Source organism: Janthinobacterium paucivorans (assembly GCF_051380805.1).
Lineage (GTDB): Bacteria > Pseudomonadota > Gammaproteobacteria > Burkholderiales > Burkholderiaceae_D > Janthinobacterium > Janthinobacterium lividum_D.
Genome location: NZ_JBNYXR010000012.1, coordinates 130,631 through 147,452, shown reverse-complemented (window position 1 = coordinate 147,452; position 16,822 = coordinate 130,631). Strand labels below are relative to the sequence as shown.

15 protein-coding genes are annotated in these 16,822 nt (G+C 60.6%); 10 read left to right on the top strand and 5 right to left on the bottom strand.

Going from position 1 to position 16,822, the window contains the following annotated elements; genetic code table 11:
* Positions 1–109: 109 nt before the first annotated feature.
* From ACQ4V8_RS15650 to ACQ4V8_RS15640, 3 genes are all read right to left on the bottom strand, one after another.
* Positions 110–1,468, bottom strand: coding sequence for a diguanylate cyclase domain-containing protein (locus ACQ4V8_RS15650; protein WP_029496288.1), 1,359 nt, complete (start codon positions 1,466–1,468; stop codon positions 110–112).
* A 397-nt stretch (positions 1,469–1,865) separates the two neighbouring features.
* On the bottom strand, positions 1,866–3,059 hold the full coding sequence (locus ACQ4V8_RS15645; RefSeq protein ID WP_010396631.1) for an aminotransferase-like domain-containing protein: 1,194 nt from the start codon (positions 3,057–3,059) through the stop codon (positions 1,866–1,868).
* A 176-nt stretch (positions 3,060–3,235) separates the two neighbouring features.
* A complete protein-coding gene (locus tag ACQ4V8_RS15640) occupies positions 3,236–4,147 on the bottom strand; it encodes a DMT family transporter (protein WP_436571773.1) in 912 nt (303 codons plus the stop codon).
* Positions 4,148–4,280: 133 nt separating this feature from the next.
* Between ACQ4V8_RS15640 and ACQ4V8_RS15635 the strand changes: the two genes are divergently transcribed.
* The 4 genes from ACQ4V8_RS15635 to ACQ4V8_RS15620 all read left to right on the top strand — a co-directional run bounded on the left by ACQ4V8_RS15635 (position 4,281) and on the right by ACQ4V8_RS15620 (position 9,342).
* Positions 4,281–5,714 carry an aminotransferase-like domain-containing protein gene (locus tag ACQ4V8_RS15635; protein ID WP_436571772.1) on the top strand — a complete coding sequence of 478 codons (1,434 nt, stop codon included), beginning with the start codon at positions 4,281–4,283 and terminating at the stop codon, positions 5,712–5,714.
* 113 nt (positions 5,715–5,827) lie between these two features.
* Positions 5,828–7,747 (top strand): molecular chaperone HtpG, encoded by a 1,920-nt coding sequence (htpG, locus tag ACQ4V8_RS15630; RefSeq protein ID WP_010396637.1) that lies wholly within the window; start codon positions 5,828–5,830, stop codon positions 7,745–7,747.
* Positions 7,748–7,819: 72 nt separating this feature from the next.
* A complete protein-coding gene (locus ACQ4V8_RS15625; RefSeq protein ID WP_436571771.1) occupies positions 7,820–8,185 on the top strand; it encodes a hypothetical protein in 366 nt (121 codons plus the stop codon).
* Between the two features lie 119 nt (positions 8,186–8,304).
* Positions 8,305–9,342 carry a hypothetical protein gene (locus ACQ4V8_RS15620; protein ID WP_436571770.1) on the top strand — a complete coding sequence of 346 codons (1,038 nt, stop codon included), beginning with the start codon at positions 8,305–8,307 and terminating at the stop codon, positions 9,340–9,342.
* A gap of 144 nt (positions 9,343–9,486) precedes the next feature.
* Here the strand turns inward: ACQ4V8_RS15620 and kynA are convergent, their stop codons facing one another.
* Entirely contained in the window at positions 9,487–10,374 is an 888-nt protein-coding gene (gene kynA / locus ACQ4V8_RS15615; protein WP_010396645.1) for a tryptophan 2,3-dioxygenase, read from the bottom strand.
* Positions 10,375–10,382: 8 nt separating this feature from the next.
* A complete protein-coding gene (gene kynU / locus ACQ4V8_RS15610) occupies positions 10,383–11,633 on the bottom strand; it encodes a kynureninase (protein WP_010396647.1) in 1,251 nt (416 codons plus the stop codon).
* Between the two features lie 605 nt (positions 11,634–12,238).
* Between kynU and flhD the strand changes: the two genes are divergently transcribed.
* The 6 genes from flhD to ACQ4V8_RS15580 all read left to right on the top strand — a co-directional run bounded on the left by flhD (position 12,239) and on the right by ACQ4V8_RS15580 (position 16,821).
* Positions 12,239–12,556, top strand: a complete 318-nt coding sequence (gene flhD, locus ACQ4V8_RS15605) for a flagellar transcriptional regulator FlhD (protein ID WP_010396649.1) — start codon at positions 12,239–12,241, stop codon at positions 12,554–12,556.
* 131 nt (positions 12,557–12,687) lie between these two features.
* Positions 12,688–13,251 carry a flagellar transcriptional regulator FlhC gene (gene flhC / locus ACQ4V8_RS15600; RefSeq protein ID WP_070347028.1) on the top strand — a complete coding sequence of 188 codons (564 nt, stop codon included), beginning with the start codon at positions 12,688–12,690 and terminating at the stop codon, positions 13,249–13,251.
* Between the two features lie 101 nt (positions 13,252–13,352).
* Complete coding sequence (locus ACQ4V8_RS15595) at positions 13,353–14,114, top strand: class I SAM-dependent methyltransferase (RefSeq protein ID WP_436571769.1); 762 nt, start codon at positions 13,353–13,355, stop codon at positions 14,112–14,114.
* Positions 14,115–14,329: 215 nt separating this feature from the next.
* Complete coding sequence (gene motA / locus ACQ4V8_RS15590; RefSeq protein WP_010396655.1) at positions 14,330–15,190, top strand: flagellar motor stator protein MotA; 861 nt, start codon at positions 14,330–14,332, stop codon at positions 15,188–15,190.
* Between the two features lie 58 nt (positions 15,191–15,248).
* On the top strand, positions 15,249–16,226 hold the full coding sequence (motB, locus tag ACQ4V8_RS15585; RefSeq protein WP_010396656.1) for a flagellar motor protein MotB: 978 nt from the start codon (positions 15,249–15,251) through the stop codon (positions 16,224–16,226).
* A gap of 46 nt (positions 16,227–16,272) precedes the next feature.
* The gene (locus ACQ4V8_RS15580) at positions 16,273–16,821 is read left to right on the top strand and encodes a hypothetical protein (RefSeq protein WP_029496290.1); all 549 of its coding nucleotides are present in this window, start codon (positions 16,273–16,275) and stop codon (positions 16,819–16,821) included.
* The last annotated feature ends 1 nt before the right edge of the window (position 16,822 follow it).

Sequence of the window (16,822 nt, the reverse complement as noted above, 5' to 3'; positions counted from 1 at the left end):
CCTCGACATTTTTCAGGCTCGCTTGGCCCGGGGTGCCTTTTTTTGTGACGTGGGCCTACTCCCGGTCCGTTGCATGTTCCGTTGAACTTCCAACTTCAAACTTCAAACGTCAACGTAACACCAGTGCCTTGACCGTTTCCCAGGCCGCGCTGCCTGAATGCGTGGTGCGTACCTGGTTGCGGCCGCCTTCCTTGGCCGCGTACAGGGCGCGGTCAGCGGCGACGAACAGCGCTTCGCGATCATCGAGCTGGTGCGGGTGGATGCTCGCCACGCCAATACTGACGGTGATCCACGGCGAGGTGATGGAGCGCGGGTGCGCCAGTTGCAGTGCTTCGATGTTCGTGCGGATGGCTTCGGCCAGCAGCAGTGCGCTGTCGGCGTCCGTGTCGGCACACAGCATGACGAATTCCTCGCCGCCGTAGCGGGCTGCCAAGTCGCCCGGGCGGGCCGCATGCGAGGCGATGGCTTGCGCCACCTGTTGCAGGCAGATGTCGCCGGCTGGGTGACCCAGGCTGTCGTTGTACAGCTTGAAGTGGTCGACGTCGAGCACCACGAGCGACAGGGCGCCGCCGCCGCGAACGGCGCGCTGCCACTCTTTTTCCAGGAAGCTGTCGAAATGCCGGCGGTTGGCGATTTTTGTCAGCGGGTCCAGATAGGCGGCGCGTTGCAAGGCGTCTTCCGATTGTTTGTGGTGTGTGATGTCGTGCAGCAGGCCGATGTACAGCGGCTGGCGCAGATACATGGGGGTCAGCGTCAGGTCCATGCTGAGCGACGCGCCACTACGGTGACGGATTGCCACTTCGCGCGTGCCGTGGTTGTGCGCCGTTTCCGGATTGGCCGCGTACATGGCGAAGTAATCGAGGTATTCCTGCGTCACCAGAGGGCTGAGCAGTTCGGCAATCGAGCGCCCAGCCAATTCGTTTTCGCGATAGCCCAGGTACTGATCGCAGGCCGGATTGGTGTACTGGATGCGCCCGTCCGCCTCGATGATCAGCAAGCCTTCAGCCATATTGTTGACGATGGTGCGAAGGCGCTCGGCCTGTTCCTGCTGGTTTTCATTGTTGTTGCGGATGTGCAAATGGGCGCGCACGCGCGCGCACACTTCAGCCATGCGCAGCGGCTTGCTGATGTAGTCGACGGCACCGCAGTCGAAACCGGCCACCACGTCTTGCGTTTCCGTCCTGGCACTCATGAAGATGACGGGAATGCGCTGCGTCAGCGGGTGCTGCTTGAGACGGCGGCAAGTTTCGATGCCATCCATGTCCGGCATCAGCACGTCGAGCAGGATCAGGTCGGGATGGGCGCGCTGGGCGATCTCCAGCGCCCGTTCGCCTGACGTGGCGACATAGGTTTGATAGCCCTGTTCAGTCATCAGCTTGCGCAGCAGCTCAAGGTTGGCTGGCGCATCATCGACTATCAAAATAGCGGCTTCGCGCCGCTGGGAATGCCCCACACTACCTGTACTCATTGCTGCCGGCCTTCTTGGATGTACTCTGCGATGCCAGCATTTGCTGTACTTTCGGTGATGCCGAAGTCCTGCACGCCTTGGCCGCCACGTGCGGCGGCGAACAAAGTAGTGCCCGAGGTGCGGCCCTGGCCGCACCTCGGGCACCTGTGCATGTATAGTCAAAAGCTGAGCCGATTCAAATTTGATGCGGTGCTCAAATCATACCGCTTCGCCAATTTTTTGGGTTAAAAATCGTTGTTGCCGTAGAGCTTAAAGCAATACTTGTGTGAATTTTTTGAAAATAGATACACGAAGTTGCTGTTGTGAAGATGGCTTTTGCGTGAGAAAGATGCTGAGTCGTTGGCTCGGAAGGGGTAGCAAGACACGCCCCGCAGCAGGCGGGGCGTGGACAATGGCACTACATTTTTGCGGCGATCAGTTTGCCCAGGATGGCGATACCTTCGACGATGCGTTCCGGCGGCACCGTCACGAAGGACAGACGCAGGGTGTGCGTTTCCGGCGTGTTGGCATAGAACGGCGCGCCTGGCACGAAGGCGACCTTGTTGGCGATGGCTTCATCGAGCAGTTTCATGGCGTCGATGTGTTTCGGCAAAGTGACCCAGATGAACATGCCGCCTTCCGGTTTCGTCCATGTGACGCCGGCCGGGAAGTGCTCTTCCAGCGCCGACAGCATGGCTTGGCATTGCTTGCCGTACAAGCTGCGGATGCTGGGGATATGCCGCTCCAGGAAGCCATCCTTGATCACTTCATGCACGACCATTTGCGTCAACTGCGACGTGTGCAGGTCGGCCGCCTGCTTGGCCAGTTCCAGGCGGCGCACCAGCGGCATCGGCGCCACCACGTAGCCGAGGCGGATGCCTGGCGTGAGCACCTTGGAAAATGAACCCATGTAGATGACGCCGTCCGGATTCATATTGATCATCTTCGGATACGGCTCGCCGCTATAGCTGAGGGCGCCGTACGGATCGTCCTCGATCAGCGGCAGGCCGTGGCGGGCGCAGGTCTCCACCAGTTCCACGCGGCGCGCCACCGACAGGCTGCGGCCCGTGGGGTTCTGGAAGTTCGGCAGCGCGTACAGCAGGCGTGCGCCATCGGCGACAGGGTCGACCGACGACGGCACCAGCCCCTCGTCATCGGTATCGACGGAAACGAATTCGGGACGATAGACGGAAAACGCCTGCAGTGCGCCCAGATAGCTGGGGGTTTCCACCAGTACGCGGCTGCCTTCATCGATCAGTACCTTGCCCAGCAAGTCCAGCGCCTGCTGCGAACCGGAGGTCATCAACACTTGTTCGGGCAAGATGCTGCTGCCCTGGGCGCAGAGCGAGTCGGCGATCCACTGGCGCAGCGGCAGATAGCCATCGGTGGGACCGTATTGCAGGGCCACCTTGCCGTTGTTCGACAGGACCTTGTCGAAAGCGGTTTTCATTTCTTCCACGGGGAAGGTGGCTGGCGAGGGCAGGCCGCCGGCAAATGAAATGATCTCGGGACGCTGCGTGATCTTCAGGATTTCGCGGATGAACGAGCTTTGCAGCTGTTCCGCGCGTTCTGCAAAGCGCCATTGGATCGGATTCGGATTTTCAATTTTCATACGAGTCTCACAGAAGATGCCGAGCTGCGCCGGCTGGTTTTTTTGGCCCGCTTGTGGCGGTGCGTGCGCAAGCGGCGCCGGGTAGGCGTCGCCATGGTGCCGCCTTATTGTACGGCTTGCACGCCGCTCTGCCCATCCGTACGCGCACGGGCGTTGCAAACGGGCGTCAAGCTGGCCTATTTCAGCTTGCGTCCAATGGCCACCACGGCGATCACGGCGCCGGCAAACAGCAGGCTTGCGCCTGTCAGTGGCTCATTGAGCAGCACGGCCGCGCCCAGTAGCGTAAGAAAAGGCTGTAGCAGTTGCGTCTGTCCCACGCGCGCCACGCCCCCCAGCGCCATGCCCCGGTACCAGAAAAAGAAGCCGATAAACATGGAAAAGACGGAAATGTATGCAAAGCCCAGCCAGGCCGCAGCGCTGGCCTGCGCCATCAGCGCGCGCTGTGGCCAGGCGTTCCATAGCACCACGGGCAGCACGAGGGGTGCGGCCAGCAGCAGCGCCCAGGAAATGACATGCTGGCCCGGCATGACTTGCGCCAAGCGCCCCCCTTCGGCATAGCCGAGCGCCGCTAGCAGCACGGCGGCAAAGATCAGCCAGTCGGCCTGGTGGAAGCTGCCGCCACCCTGGCGCAGTGCGAACGCCACCACCAGCGCCGTGCCCAGCAGGGCCATCAGCCAGAATCCCGGAGAAGGGCGCTCCTTGCCGCGCAGCACGGCAAACACGGCGGTGGCCAGCGGCAAAATGCCCACCAGCACGGCGCCGTGCGAGGCGGGCAGGCTGCGCATGGCGATCGACGTCAGCCAGGGGAAGCCCAGCACGCAGCCCAGCGATACGAGCGCCAGTGGTAGCCATTGTTCGCGCCGCGGCCACGCTGCCCGCTGCTGCCATAGCCACAGGCCAGCCAGGGCGGCAGCGACCAGGGCACGGCCCAGGGCGACAAAAGTGGGGTCGAGTTCGGCCACCGCCATGCGCGTAAAGGGGAGGGTGAGACTGAAGATGGCGACGGCTGTCAATCCCAGTAACAGGCCCTTGCGGTCTGCGGCTAGGCGCAGGAGGTGGCTGGGGGAGGTGGTGGCGTGCGATGGCATGGCTGTCCTAGTACCGGTGGCGTGGGTCTATCGGCGGGCTGAATGAAGGCGCCCAATGCTGTTATCCTAGAGCTCAATAGCGATACAGTACAAATACACTTTCGCACATAATTTCACACACTGTCATGGTCATATGAGCAATACACCTGCATCGCCGCCTCTCCCCTTGCTGTCACGCGCCTCGGGCGAAACGCTGATCGACCAGATCGTGCGTTCACTGGCTGCACGCATCGACGACAAGCTGCTGCGCGACGGCGCGCGCATGCCCTCGATCCGCCGGTGCGCCGCCAGCTTGAGTGTATCGTGCGCCACGGTCGTGGCCAGCTACGACAAGCTGGTGGCGCGCGGCTACCTCGAATCGCGGCGCGGCGCCGGCTTTTTCGTGCGCGAGCGCTTGCCGCTGAACGCGCCGGCGCCATCAGATGGCGCGCAGGATGCGGCGGCGCAGACGATGGATGTGGTCTGGCTGATCCGAAATATGTTTCGCCAGGCGCCCGCCATCCCCGCGCCCGGCTCCGGCATGCTGCCCGCCGAGTGGCTCGACGGCGACCTGGTGGCGCGCGCTTTGCGCGACGTCAGCCGCCAGCCCGGCAACTTGCTGCTGGGGTATGGCGCGCCGCAGGGTTTCCTGCCGCTGCGCCAGCAGTTGCAACTGAAACTGGCGGGGCTGGAAATCGCCTGTCCGCCCGAGCAGATCGTCACGACGGTGGGGGTGATGCAGGCGCTGGACCTGGTGGCGCGCGAGTTCGTCCGTCCCGGTGAAACCATTTTCGTCGACGATCCCGCGTATTGGCTGATGTTTGGCGCCTTTGCCGCCATGGGTATCAACGTCATCGGCATTGCCCGCCTGGGTGACGGCCCCGATATCGCCGTGCTGGCCGAACTGGCGGCCTTGCACCGCCCTAAGCTCTATGTGATCAACTCGGTGCTGCACAACCCCAGTTCGACGTCGCTGTCGGCAGCCAAGGCTTTCCAGGTGCTGCGCCTGGCCGAGCAGCACGATTTCCTGCTCGTCGAGGATGATATCTATTGCGATATGCACCCGGGCGGCGCGGTGCAGCCTGCCACGCGCCTGGCCGCGCTGGACCAACTGCGCCGCGTGATTTACCTGGGCGGCTTTTCCAAGAGCCTGGCGGCGAACCTGCGCGTGGGCTTCATCGCCACATCAAAGGAGCGGGCGCAGCGCCTGGCCGACCGCAAGATGCTCGCTACGCTCACCACCAGTGACATCGGCGAGCGCGTGGTGTATAAAATTGTTTCGCAGGGACTGTACCGCAAGCATGCCGAGCGCCTGCGCGCGCGGCTCGACAAGGTGCGCGAGGGCACGTACCGCAAGGCCGAACAAGCGGGCTTGCGCTTCGATCCGGCATCGGCGGGCATGTTTGTGTGGGCTGACGCGGGCTGCGACACGAATGTGCTGGCCGAAAAGGCGCTGGCCGAAGGGCTGGTGCTGGCGCCCGGCAGCCTGTTTTCGCCGCGCCAGTTACCGTCGACCCGCATGCGCCTGAACCTGGCGACCGTGCAGGACCCGCGCATTTGGGCATTTTTTGCCCGCGTACTGGCTTAGGCGGGACATGGCGCGGCATTGCGGTACATTCGGCAGGGGCTCTTGAAATCGCTTGCAGCATCCCCAATTGAGAGAAAACGTTTCCATCCACGCCACAAGACTATGAGGTAAAAATGGCTGTCTCCGAAAAGCAAACCCTGGGTTTTCAGACCGAAGTGAAGCAAATGCTGCACCTGATGATCCATTCCCTGTACTCGAACAAGGAAATCTTCTTGCGCGAATTGATCTCGAACGCGTCCGACGCGGCCGATAAATTGCGCTTTGAAGCGATCGATAACGACGCCCTGTATGGCAACGATCACGAATTGAAGATCAAGGTCAGCTTCGACAAGGATGCGCGCACCATCACCATTTCCGACAACGGCATCGGCATGACCCGTGACGAGGCGATCTCGCACCTGGGCACCATCGCCAAGTCGGGCACCAAGGAATTCTTCGGCAAGCTGTCGGGTGACCAGCAGCAGGACGCGGCCCTGATCGGCCAGTTCGGCGTGGGCTTCTATTCGGGCTTCATCGTCGCCGACAAGATCACCGTCGAAACGCGCCGTGCCGGCGCGGACGCTCTTGAGGGCGTGCGCTGGGAGTCGGCCGGCGAAGGCGACTACAGCATCGAGAACATCGACAAACCATCGCGCGGCACGGATATCATCTTGCACCTGCGCGAGGATGAGGATGAATTGCTGTCGAGCTGGAAGATCAAGTCCATCATCCGCAAATACTCGGACCATATCTCGCTGCCGATCGTGATGCAGAAGGAAGAGTGGGACGAAGAGAAAAAAGAAACCGTCCTGAAAGACGAATTCGAAACCGTCAACCAGGCCAGCGCCCTGTGGGCCCGCAACAAGGCCGACATCACGCCGGAACAGTACGACGAATTCTACAAGCACGTCTCGCACGACTTCCAGTCGCCTTTGAGTCACACGCACAACCGCGTGGAAGGGCGTAGCGAATACACGCAGCTGCTGTACATCCCGGCCAAGGCGCCGTTCGACATGTGGGACCGCAACAAGCGTGGCGGCATCAAGCTGTACGTCAAGCGCGTCTTCATCATGGACGATGCCGAGCAACTGATGCCGACCTACCTGCGCTTCGTGCGCGGGGTGATCGACTCGGCCGACCTGCCGCTGAACGTATCGCGTGAAATCTTGCAGGAATCGCGCGACGTCAAGGTGATCCGCGAAGGCTCGACCAAGCGTGTGCTGGGCATGCTGGAAGAATTGGCAAATGCGGACGAGCAGGACAAGAAAGACAAGTACGCCGTCTTCTGGAAGGAATTCGGCCAGGTGCTGAAAGAAGGCATCGGCGAAGATGCTGCCAACAAGGAACGTCTGGCCAAGCTGTTGCGCTTTGCTTCTACCGGCAACGACAGCGATGGGCAAATCACCGCGTTCGCCGACTACGTGGCACGCATGAAGGAAGGCCAGGACAAGATTTATTACGTCACGGCCGACAATTACGCCGCTGCCAAAAACAGCCCGCACCTGGAAATCTTCCGCAAGAAGGGTGTCGAAGTGCTGCTGCTGACGGACCGCGTCGATGAATGGATGCTGTCCTTCCTGCAAGATTTCGAAGGCAAGGAACTGGTCTCCGTGGCAAAAGGTGGCCTGGACTTGGGCGCGCTGGAAGACGAAGCGGAAAAGAAAGAGCACGAAGAAACGGAAACTTCGTACGCCGACCTGGTGGGCAAGATGAAGACCGTGCTGGCCGACAAGGCCAAGGACGTGCGCGTGACGTTCCGCCTGACCGATTCGCCAGCCTGCCTGGTGGCCGATGAAAACGAATTGTCGGGTAACCTGCTGCGCATGCTCAAAGCTGCTGGCCAGAGTGCGCCGGAATCGAAGCCGATTCTGGAAATTAACCCGAACCACCCGCTGGTGACGCGTTTGAAGTACGAAGACGCGCAAGGCGGCAAGTTCGGCGACTGGGCCAACATCCTGTTCGACCAGGCCATGCTGGCCGAAGGTGGCTCGCTGGCCGATCCGGCCAGTTTCGTCAAGCGCCTGAACGAATTGCTGCTCAATACGGCGAAGTAATCGTCTTATTGTCAGCGTCAGCAAGCCGGCCCTTTCTGCGTGCAAGGGCCGGCTTTTTCTTTAAGGAGCAGCATGAAAATGCGCTTGATGGCGGGCCTGGGCGCGCATGCGCTCGGCTGTCTGCTGTTTATTGTGTTGAGCTGGCTGGGGTTTTTCCTGTACACGCAGCTGTTCGGCAGCCTCGATTCGCGCGGCGTGGCTGGTAGCCGTGCCCTGCTGCTGGTGTTTTACATGTATGCGGGCACGAATCTGCTGCTGGCGCTGCTGCCGCCCGGCAGGCTGAAACCGCTGCTGTGCGCCTTGCTGGGCGCGGCCGTGCTCGCGTACTTGCTGCCCCAGCATCCGCTGCGGGCCATTTACTTCAGCGTGCTCTCTGGTGGCTTGAGCTCGCTGGCGGTGCTGGCCAGCGCGCGCCTTGGCAGGCGCCTGCCGGGCTGACGGGTCCGCGATCAAAGCTGCGGCTGCCAGCGGCACCGCATGGGCGCTGGCGCCATGCTAGAATCGTCGCCGCCTCATGCGTGGCCGTCATAGCGGCCAAATCCCCGACAGACAGAATCATGCATATCATCTTTTCCAATTGCCGCAGCTTGGGTGGCGCCTTGCTGGCAGCGGCCTGTGTTCTTGCCCAGCCTGCCCGCGCCATGGCGGCACCCTCGTCGCCGGCCGGGAAAAGCCTGTCTTCCCTCGCTGCTGGCGGTCCCTTGCCGCGCTTGAGCGACGATGCGCAGGTGCGCGCGGTCCTGTTCGATTTCTTTGGTTACGCGCGCGGCAGCTACACGGAAGACGACGAACTGCTATTGGTGCAGGCGCTGGAAGCGATCAGCGAAAAGCGCGACGCCACGCGCACCGCGCTGGCCGACGGGCGCCAGTTGCTGGCGTCGATGAATGACCGCCAGCAGGGCCGTGAACGGGGCGCCATGCTGCTCGACAAGCGTGGTGTCATCATTGCCTTTGGCCTGGTCAACGGGCATTGCCACCTGGAGGGCCAGCCGCTGGCGAAAGTCTGCAACCCCGATCCGAATGCGGTACTGACGGTGTTCCACCGCAAAGGCATGCTGGTTGGCGAAGCGGCGCCTTTGCTGGCCTGGGCCCGGCAATTGCCGCCCATGCTGGCGCTGATCGCGGGCGACAAGGAAGCGGGCGTCGATGGGCAGAAGATCGCCAGCGTCGAATATGTGCTGGCGCAGCCGGCCCTGCCAGGCTGGAACCGCGCCCAGTTGCCGCCTGCCTATCCGCCCGCGCTCTTGCCGCTGCTGCTCGATAAATCCACGGTGCTGACGTCGGCCGGCGCTGGCGTATTTGCCTATCCGCTTACGCTCAAGGGCAAGAAACAGAACAATGTGCTGGACCATGCAGAAGGCCGCCCGCCGCGTGACCTGGAAGTGGCGCTGCGCAGCTACGCCAGTTTCGACGCGGTGGTGGCGCGTTACCGCCAGTTGGCCAAGGGTGCCAGGCTGCAGCGTAACGAGCGCACCGCCTATCTGGATGGTGATATGGGGCAGGGCAGCTATCGCGTGTATATCCGTAACACGGGCGTCGATGGCGTGATGATCGACGTGGCGCTGTGGCAGCACAAGCTGGCGGCCGGTCGCTGATACCAGTCAAGGCCGGCCTTTTCGTCGTGCTGCCTGTTGCCCGTCGCGAGAATCGGGTTCTTCAAGGTGGCCGGCGCGCCAGCGGCCAGCAGCGCCTTGATGCCGCGCCAGGAGCCATGGCCGGCATCAGTTCTCCTCTTGCGATCAGAGCTCCGTGCGAAGGGCGAAGAGCTCGGGGAACAACACGACGTCGAGCATCTTGCGCAAATAGCTCACCCCGGCCGTGCCGCCCGTGCCCGTCTTGAAGCCGATGATGCGCTCCACCGTTGTCACATGGCGGAAGCGCCAGAAACGGAAGGCCGTTTCCAGATCCACCAGTTTTTCTGCCAGCTCGTACAAGGCCCAGTGTTTCGACGGGTCGCGGTAGACTTCCAGCCAGGCCGCTTTTACCGAGGCGTCGGCGGCGGTCGGCAAGGTCCAGTCGGCGTCCAGGCGCTCGGGGGCAATGGGCAGGCCGCTGCGCGCCAGCAGCTTGATGGCTTCATCGTAGACGGATGGCGAGCGCAGGGCGGTATCGAGTACTTTGTAGGTATCGGGCGCCGTCGTATGTACATTCAGCAGGGCCGAGTTCTTGTTTCCTAAAATGAATTCGATTTCGCGGTACTGGAAGGACTGAAAGCCGGACGAGGCGCCCAGGTAGGGACGGATGGCCGTATATTCGGGCGGCGTCATGGTGGCCAGCACGTCCCAGGCATGCACCAACTGGTCCATGATGCGCGCCACGCGGGCCAGCATCTTGAAGGCGGGCGCCAGGTCGCCGCTTTGCAGGTTGGCGCGTACGGCATGCATTTCGTGCAGCATCAGCTTCATCCACAATTCGCTGCTCTGGTGCTGCACGATGAACAGCATCTCGTTGTGATTCGGCGAGAGCGGATGCTGGGCCGTCAGGATGCGATCGAGCGCCAGGTAGTTACCGTAGCTCATCGATTCGCTGAAATCCATCTGCGCGCCATGCCACTGCGCGTCCTGGCCGCCCGCATGCATGGGGCAGCCGCTGGTGTTTTCCTGGTTCATAGTCTTGTCGTCGCTCATGGGAAGGTTCAGGTCACTGCGTCGCGCTTGGCGGCGATGTCGTACGCTAGTGTGTCGAGGATGTCGCGCAGGATTTCCACTGCATCCCATACTTCGGCAAAGCTGGTGTAGAGAGGGGTGAAGCCGAAGCGCATGATGGCTGGCTCGCGGTAGTCGCCGATCACGCCGCGCGCGATCAGCGCCTGCATTACGGCATAGCCGTGCGGGTGCGTGAAGCTGACGTGGCTGCCGCGCCGAGCATGCTCGCGCGGCGTGACGAGGCCTAGCGGATGGCTGCTGCAGCGCTGTTCTACCAGCGCGATGAACAGATCCGTCAGTGCCAGCGACTTGCGGCGGATTGCCTCCATGCTCGTTTGCGCAAAGATCTCCAGGCCACATTCGATCAATGCCAGCGAGACGATGGGCTGGGTGCCACACAGGGCGCGGGCGATGCCGTCGGCGGGAACAAAGAGCGGGTCCATGGCGAACGGCGTGGTGTGGCCCCACCAGCCGGACAGCGGCTGATGGAAGCGCGCCTGATGCTTAGCCGGTACCCAGATGAAGGCTGGCGAGCCGGGGCCGCCATTCAGGTACTTATAGGTGCAGCCGACGGCCAGATCGGCGCCAGCGCCGTTCAGGTCCAGCGGGACGGCGCCAGCCGAATGGGCCAGGTCCCACAGCGCCAGCGCGCCTTGCGCGTGGCAATGGCTGCTGACAAAGGCCATGTCGTGCTGGTAGCCGGTACGGTAATTGACGTGCGTGAGCATGGCGACGGCACAATCGGCATCGATGGCCTGCGTCAGTTCCTCGGGGCTGTCGACCAGGCGCAGTTGGTAGCCGCGATCGAGCCAGGCGGCCAGGCCTTGTGCCATGTACAGGTCGGTGGGGAAGTTGCTGCGTTCGCTGACGATGATCCTGCGCGCGGCATGGGCGGGGGTGGTGGCCTGCATCTGCAGGGCTGCGGCCAGGGCCTTGAACAGGTTGACGGAGGTGGTGTCGGTGATCACCACTTCGCCGCAGTCAGCGCCCAGCAGCGGTGCCAGGCGGTCGCCCAGGCGCTTGGGCAAGTCGAACCAGCCAGCCGTATTCCAGCTGCGGATCAGGTCATTGCCCCATTCGGCCGTGATGACATGCTGGGCGCGTGCCAGGGCCGCTTTCGGTCGTGCGCCCAGGGAATTGCCATCGAGGTAAATCACGCCTTGCGGCAAATCGAACTGCTGGCGCAAGGACGCCAGGGGATCATCGAGGTCGCGCGCGCTGCAGTCATGTCGAGAAATCATGGTGGCTTTCAGGTTGATACTTGTCTCAATAGTACTATATTGCTTGAGGCTTAAAGTATTGTTTTGGAGCAGGCAGTGTAACAAATCCCCGCCAAAAAGCGCAATTTCCGTCACAGATGGAGACGCGAAGTGTCTCTCTATCGTGCTGCAGCAAAAAAATGCACGATTTTCAAAAATATTTTCAAATCACCCTAAAGTTTTGCCAGGCGCAGCCGTGAACGACTACATGAACGGTGGTAAACCGTTCAAAAAGAATCTAGGTCTTTTTAAATATTTTTCAAAAAAGCCCTAAAGTTCCTGCCTAGGCAGCCGTTATCTAGGTAAGTAGACTTGATTCCGGTCAAGTTGTTGTAAAGAAGCGGTATTTTTTACAAGCCTGAAGTTGGGTAAATCAGGTCCAGTGCCCACCTCCCACATCCGCGCCTTTACTGGCGTGCGAGCATGATCGAGCAGTGTTTGTCAGACAAACACCTACGATCGCATCCTCTATTGCCTGACCAAAAATACAGCGATCCGCCTCTGTTGCGTTTCATGTCGCTCCTGCAGAATGTATCTCACTGGCAACAAACAACGCCAGCTGAATTCAACGGATTGAGGAGATGGAAATGACTGCTAACGACATGATGGCTGAGATTCGCGACGCTAACCTGAGCTACTTGATGCTGGCCCAGCAAATGATTCGTGCAGACAAGGTAACGGCCATCTTCCGTTTGGGCATAGCCGCCGACATCGCAGAATTGATCGAAGGCATGAGCAATGCGCAGATCCTGAAGCTCGCTGGTGGCAACATGATGCTGGCCCGCTTCCGCTTTGACGACAGCGCCATCCTGGGCATGTTAACGAACTATAATAAGGATCGTTCGCTGGCCCAGTCGCACGCAGCGATTCTGATGGCCGGTCAGGGCGTCGAAGAAATCGCCTAAGGTTTCCTCAATGTCCATGGCGGCGCATTGCCTCGCCCGATATTTTTACTGTCTTCGGTAACACGTGTTGCACTGAACTTTTCGCCGGAAACCTTGTTAAATTAGTGTCCTTCAGTCGCGGAGCAGTCAGCATGGCCAAGAAAAGTGTCGTATCGGAAGCGCAGGAAATCCAGCTGGCCATCGAGTTGATACAGTTGGGCGCGCGTCTGCAATTGCTGGAGACAGAGGTGTCGTTGTCGCGCGAACGCCTGTTGAATCTCTACAAGGAGTTGAAAGGTGTCTCGCCGCCGAAGGGCATGCTGCCCTTTTCCACCGACTGGTTTCTCACCTGGCAGCCGAATATTCATTCATCGCTGTTCATCAATATCCACAAATTCCTCGTTGACCACGCCGGTGCCACCGGTATCGAAGCCGTGATGAAGGCGTATAAACTGTATCTGGAACAGATGCCACCCGAGGCGGGGGCGGAGCCGCTGCTGTCGCTGACGCGCGCCTGGACTCTGGTGCGCTTTTTCAGCAGCAAGATGCTGAACATGGCGCCTTGCGGCAAGTGCGGCGGCAAGTTTGTCGTCAACTGCCTCGACCTGAATGCCGATTATGTCTGCGGCCTGTGCCACATGCCTTCGCGTGCGGGCAAGACCAAGAAGGCGCGCGACGAAGCTGCCGCTGTCGCGCCGCAGGATATGAACGCCTGATATTAGTTGCATCGCACAAGCCGGAGCCGCTCGCCATACCGGACTCCGGTTTTTTCATCGTGCTTTCGCTTACACTGGCGTTTTCCTCCGATAACTGTCTCATGCTGCAACAAATCCTGCGCGCGCCTGCGCTCAAGGCCATCCTGGTCCAGCTGCTGGCCTTTCCCTTGCTATTGCTATTGGTATATGGACTGGTGCGCGCAGGCGTGACCGTCTCATTGCCAGTCGTCGCCATGCTGCAAGGCATCCTGGCGGCGCTCATTACCTGGCGCGCGCGCCTGGCGCGCTGGTGGTGCGCCATCGGCCTGCTGTTTGCGCCTGCGCTGCTGGCGGCCAGCCTGCTGGAATGGCCGCCGACGGTGTTCCTGGCGGCGTTTATTTTCTTGTTGAGCCTGTATTGGTCGACGTTTCGTACGCAAGTGCCGTTTTACCCGTCGGGGCCGCGCGTATGGCATGCGGTCGCCGCGTTGATCGCGGACCGTCCCGGCGTGCGGCTGATCGATATAGGCAGCGGCCTGGGCGGCCTGGTGCTGGACTTGGCCCAGCGTCGGCCCGATGGGCAGTTTTCCGGCATCGAACTGGCGCCACTGCCGTGGCTGGCGAGCCGTCTGCGTGCGCGGCTGTCAGGCAGTCGCGCGCGCTTCCTGCGCGGCGACTACGAAGCGCTCGATTTCAGTTGCTACGATGCGGTCTTTGCCTATCTGTCGCCGGCGGCCATGGCGGCCCTGTGGCGCAAGGCGGAAAGAGAAATGTTGCCCGGAAGTATGCTTCTTAGTTACGAATTCCAGATTGCGGCACGCCGACCCGACAAGACCATCGCCGCCACAGAGGGCGGCCCTTTGCTTTACATATGGTGCTTTTAAGCAATTGTCTGCGTTATTTGCTTGCCCATAGGGCAATCTCACGTTATTGTAGTTCCAGAAGGCATTTTCTCGAAATTGCATTGAAAAGCGGCCATGTTTATTGACTTTTAGTCATTTTTGTCGCGGCCTTCTTCGTCGGCGCAGTCGCCAGAGGGCGCGAACAGGTTTGAACATGCCGGGTACGCAGTCCCGGCCATTATTGGGAGTCAGGGCACTTGTTAGTCATAATCGGATACATCATCGTCTGCGCCTCGGTCTTTGGCGGCTTCGCGATGGCGGGCGGGCATCTTGCGGCGCTGTTCCAGCCATTGGAGTTGCTGATGATCGGCGGCGCCGCTGTGGGCGCCTTCCTTGTTGGTAACAATAACAAGTCGATCAAGGCGACGATTGCCGCCTTGCCCAGCCTGTTCAAAGGCTCGCGCTATACCAAAGACATGTACATGGAACTGATGTCCATGCTGTTCGAAGTACTGAGCAAGGTGCGCAAGGAAGGCTTGATGTCGATCGAAGGCGATATCGACAAGCCTGAAGAGAGCCCTCTGTTTTCCAAGTACCCGGCTGTGCTGGCCGACCACCATATCGTCGAATTCATGACCGATTACCTGCGCCTGATGGTATCGGGCAATATGGACGCCTTCCAGATTGAAAATCTGATGGACAATGAAATCGAGACGCACCATCACGAAGGCGCCGTGCCAGCCCACGTGATTGCCAAGGTGGGCGACGGTTTGCCCGCCTTCGGTATCGTCGCCGCCGTGATGGGCGTGGTGCACACGATGGAATCGGTGGGCATACCGCCAGCCGAACTGGGCATGTTGATCGCGCACGCGCTGGTCGGTACCTTCCTCGGCATCTTGCTGGCCTATGGTTTCGTCGGGCCCCTGGCCAGCCTGCTCGAGCAGAAGCTCGAAGAGTCGAGCAAGATGTTCCAGTGCGTCAAAGTCACCCTGTTGGCCAGCCTGAACGGCTATGCGCCGGCGCTGGCCGTGGAGTTCGGCCGCAAGGTCCTCTACTCGACGGAGCGTCCGACGTTCAACGAGCTGGAAGACCATATCAAGAAATCGAAAACGAAGTAAGCTGTGTACATACGTATGGACACTATGATTTATTTGCAGGACACGAAAGGAGGACGCCATGGCCGATGAAGGCATGCGCCCGATTATCGTCAAGCGTATCAAGAAGACGGCTGGCGGCCACCATGGTGGGGCGTGGAAAATCGCCTACGCCGATTTTGTCACGGCCATGATGGCTTTCTTCCTGCTGATGTGGCTGTTGGGCTCCACCTCGAAGGGCGACTTGAACGGCATTTCCGAATTCTTCAAGACCCCCTTGAAAGTGGCGATGGCGGGCGGCTCAGGCAGCGGCGAAAGCAATTCCGTGATCCAGGGCGGTGGCCAGGATCTGTCACGCCAGGATGGGCAAGTGCGCAAGGCGCAGGAAGAGCAGCAGCGCAAGTCGTTTGACCTCAATTCCGCCAAGGCCGCGCTCGAGCGCGAGGAGGGCAAGCGCCTGCAGGCGCTCAAGGCGCGCATTGAGGCGACCATCGATGCCGATCCCCTGCTGAAAAAGTACAAGAATCAATTGCTGCTCGATATTACCAGCGAAGGCTTGCGCATCCAGATCGTCGACGAGCAGAACCGTCCGATGTTTGCGCTCGCCAATGCTAATCTGCAAGCGTACACCAAGGAAATCTTGCATGCCATCGGCTTCGTGCTCAATGAAGTACCGAACCGCATCGGCCTGTCCGGACACACCGACTCGACGCCCTACATGAGCGATGCCGGCTACAGCAACTGGGAGTTGTCGGCTGATCGCGCGAACGCGTCGCGGCGCGAACTGGTGATAGGCGGCATGAAGGAAGAAAAAGTATTGCGCGTGGTGGGACTGGGCTCGGCCGCCCACCTGGATAAGCTCGACCCTTTCAATCCGATCAACCGGCGCATCAGCATCATCGTCATGAACAAGCGCACGGAAGAAAATGTGCTGCGCGATGGGGCGGCGATAGAGCTGCCGGTAACCGATGCCGCTTCCGCCGCTGTCGCTTCAGGGCTGGTATCGGGTGCGCCGCCTGCGGCGGCACCAGCTGCCAGCCCGGCAGCGGTGAAAAAATAACACGTAATGATGTCAACGCGTGGTGTATTGAAACAATGAGACCTTTATGACAAGAAAGAAAATACTTGGCTCGCATGTAAAGCGCCTGATGTCTGGCGTGTCGGACCATGGCGGCAAGCACTTGACGGAGGTGGAAACCGACCTGATGCAGACCGGCATCTTGCTGGAAGAGGCGATCGAGAAGCTGTCCTTCAATTTTATGGCGATACATGCCGCTGTCGCTGCGCAGCAAGATACCATCGCCATGTTGCTCGAAGGTGGTATTCCGGCCGAGCAGCAGCGGGAAAAATTGCTGGCACTGCAGGACGAAGTGGGGGGCTATGTCAATGCTGCCATCACTAGCCTGCAGTTCCAGGATATGACCAGCCAGCTGATCGCCCGCACCTTGAAGCGCGTGACGGGCTTGCGCGAGTTCCTCGGCACCTTGGGCTCGCATAGCGCGGAGATGTTGCCGGAAAGCGACAACGAAGAAATTGTCGCCTTGCTGGGGCGGGTCAGCATGGCGCTGGCGATTCAAAGCCTGGAGTTGCGCAGCGTACTGCGCAAGGCTGTCAGTCAACAGCATTTGGAAAGTGGCGACATCGAGCTGTTCTAGC

What these genes read in the sequence shown, in the direction of transcription:
- ACQ4V8_RS15645 (WP_010396631.1), bottom strand. Translation starts at nt 3,059, where the DNA reads ATGAAAATTGAAAATCCGAATCCGATCCAATGGCGCTTTGCAGAACGC.
- ACQ4V8_RS15640 (WP_436571773.1), bottom strand. Translation starts at nt 4,147, where the DNA reads ATGCCATCGCACGCCACCACCTCCCCCAGCCACCTCCTGCGCCTAGCC.
- ACQ4V8_RS15650 (WP_029496288.1), bottom strand. Translation starts at nt 1,468, where the DNA reads ATGAGTACAGGTAGTGTGGGGCATTCCCAGCGGCGCGAAGCCGCTATT.
- kynU (WP_010396647.1), bottom strand. Translation starts at nt 11,633, where the DNA reads ATGATTTCTCGACATGACTGCAGCGCGCGCGACCTCGATGATCCCCTG.
- htpG (WP_010396637.1), top strand. Translation starts at nt 5,828, where the DNA reads ATGGCTGTCTCCGAAAAGCAAACCCTGGGTTTTCAGACCGAAGTGAAG.
- ACQ4V8_RS15635 (WP_436571772.1), top strand. Translation starts at nt 4,281, where the DNA reads ATGAGCAATACACCTGCATCGCCGCCTCTCCCCTTGCTGTCACGCGCC.
- ACQ4V8_RS15580 (WP_029496290.1), top strand. Translation starts at nt 16,273, where the DNA reads ATGACAAGAAAGAAAATACTTGGCTCGCATGTAAAGCGCCTGATGTCT.
- ACQ4V8_RS15625 (WP_436571771.1), top strand. Translation starts at nt 7,820, where the DNA reads ATGAAAATGCGCTTGATGGCGGGCCTGGGCGCGCATGCGCTCGGCTGT.
- flhC (WP_070347028.1), top strand. Translation starts at nt 12,688, where the DNA reads ATGGCCAAGAAAAGTGTCGTATCGGAAGCGCAGGAAATCCAGCTGGCC.
- motB (WP_010396656.1), top strand. Translation starts at nt 15,249, where the DNA reads ATGGCCGATGAAGGCATGCGCCCGATTATCGTCAAGCGTATCAAGAAG.
- flhD (WP_010396649.1), top strand. Translation starts at nt 12,239, where the DNA reads ATGACTGCTAACGACATGATGGCTGAGATTCGCGACGCTAACCTGAGC.
- ACQ4V8_RS15620 (WP_436571770.1), top strand. Translation starts at nt 8,305, where the DNA reads ATGCATATCATCTTTTCCAATTGCCGCAGCTTGGGTGGCGCCTTGCTG.
- ACQ4V8_RS15595 (WP_436571769.1), top strand. Translation starts at nt 13,353, where the DNA reads ATGCTGCAACAAATCCTGCGCGCGCCTGCGCTCAAGGCCATCCTGGTC.
- kynA (WP_010396645.1), bottom strand. Translation starts at nt 10,374, where the DNA reads ATGAGCGACGACAAGACTATGAACCAGGAAAACACCAGCGGCTGCCCC.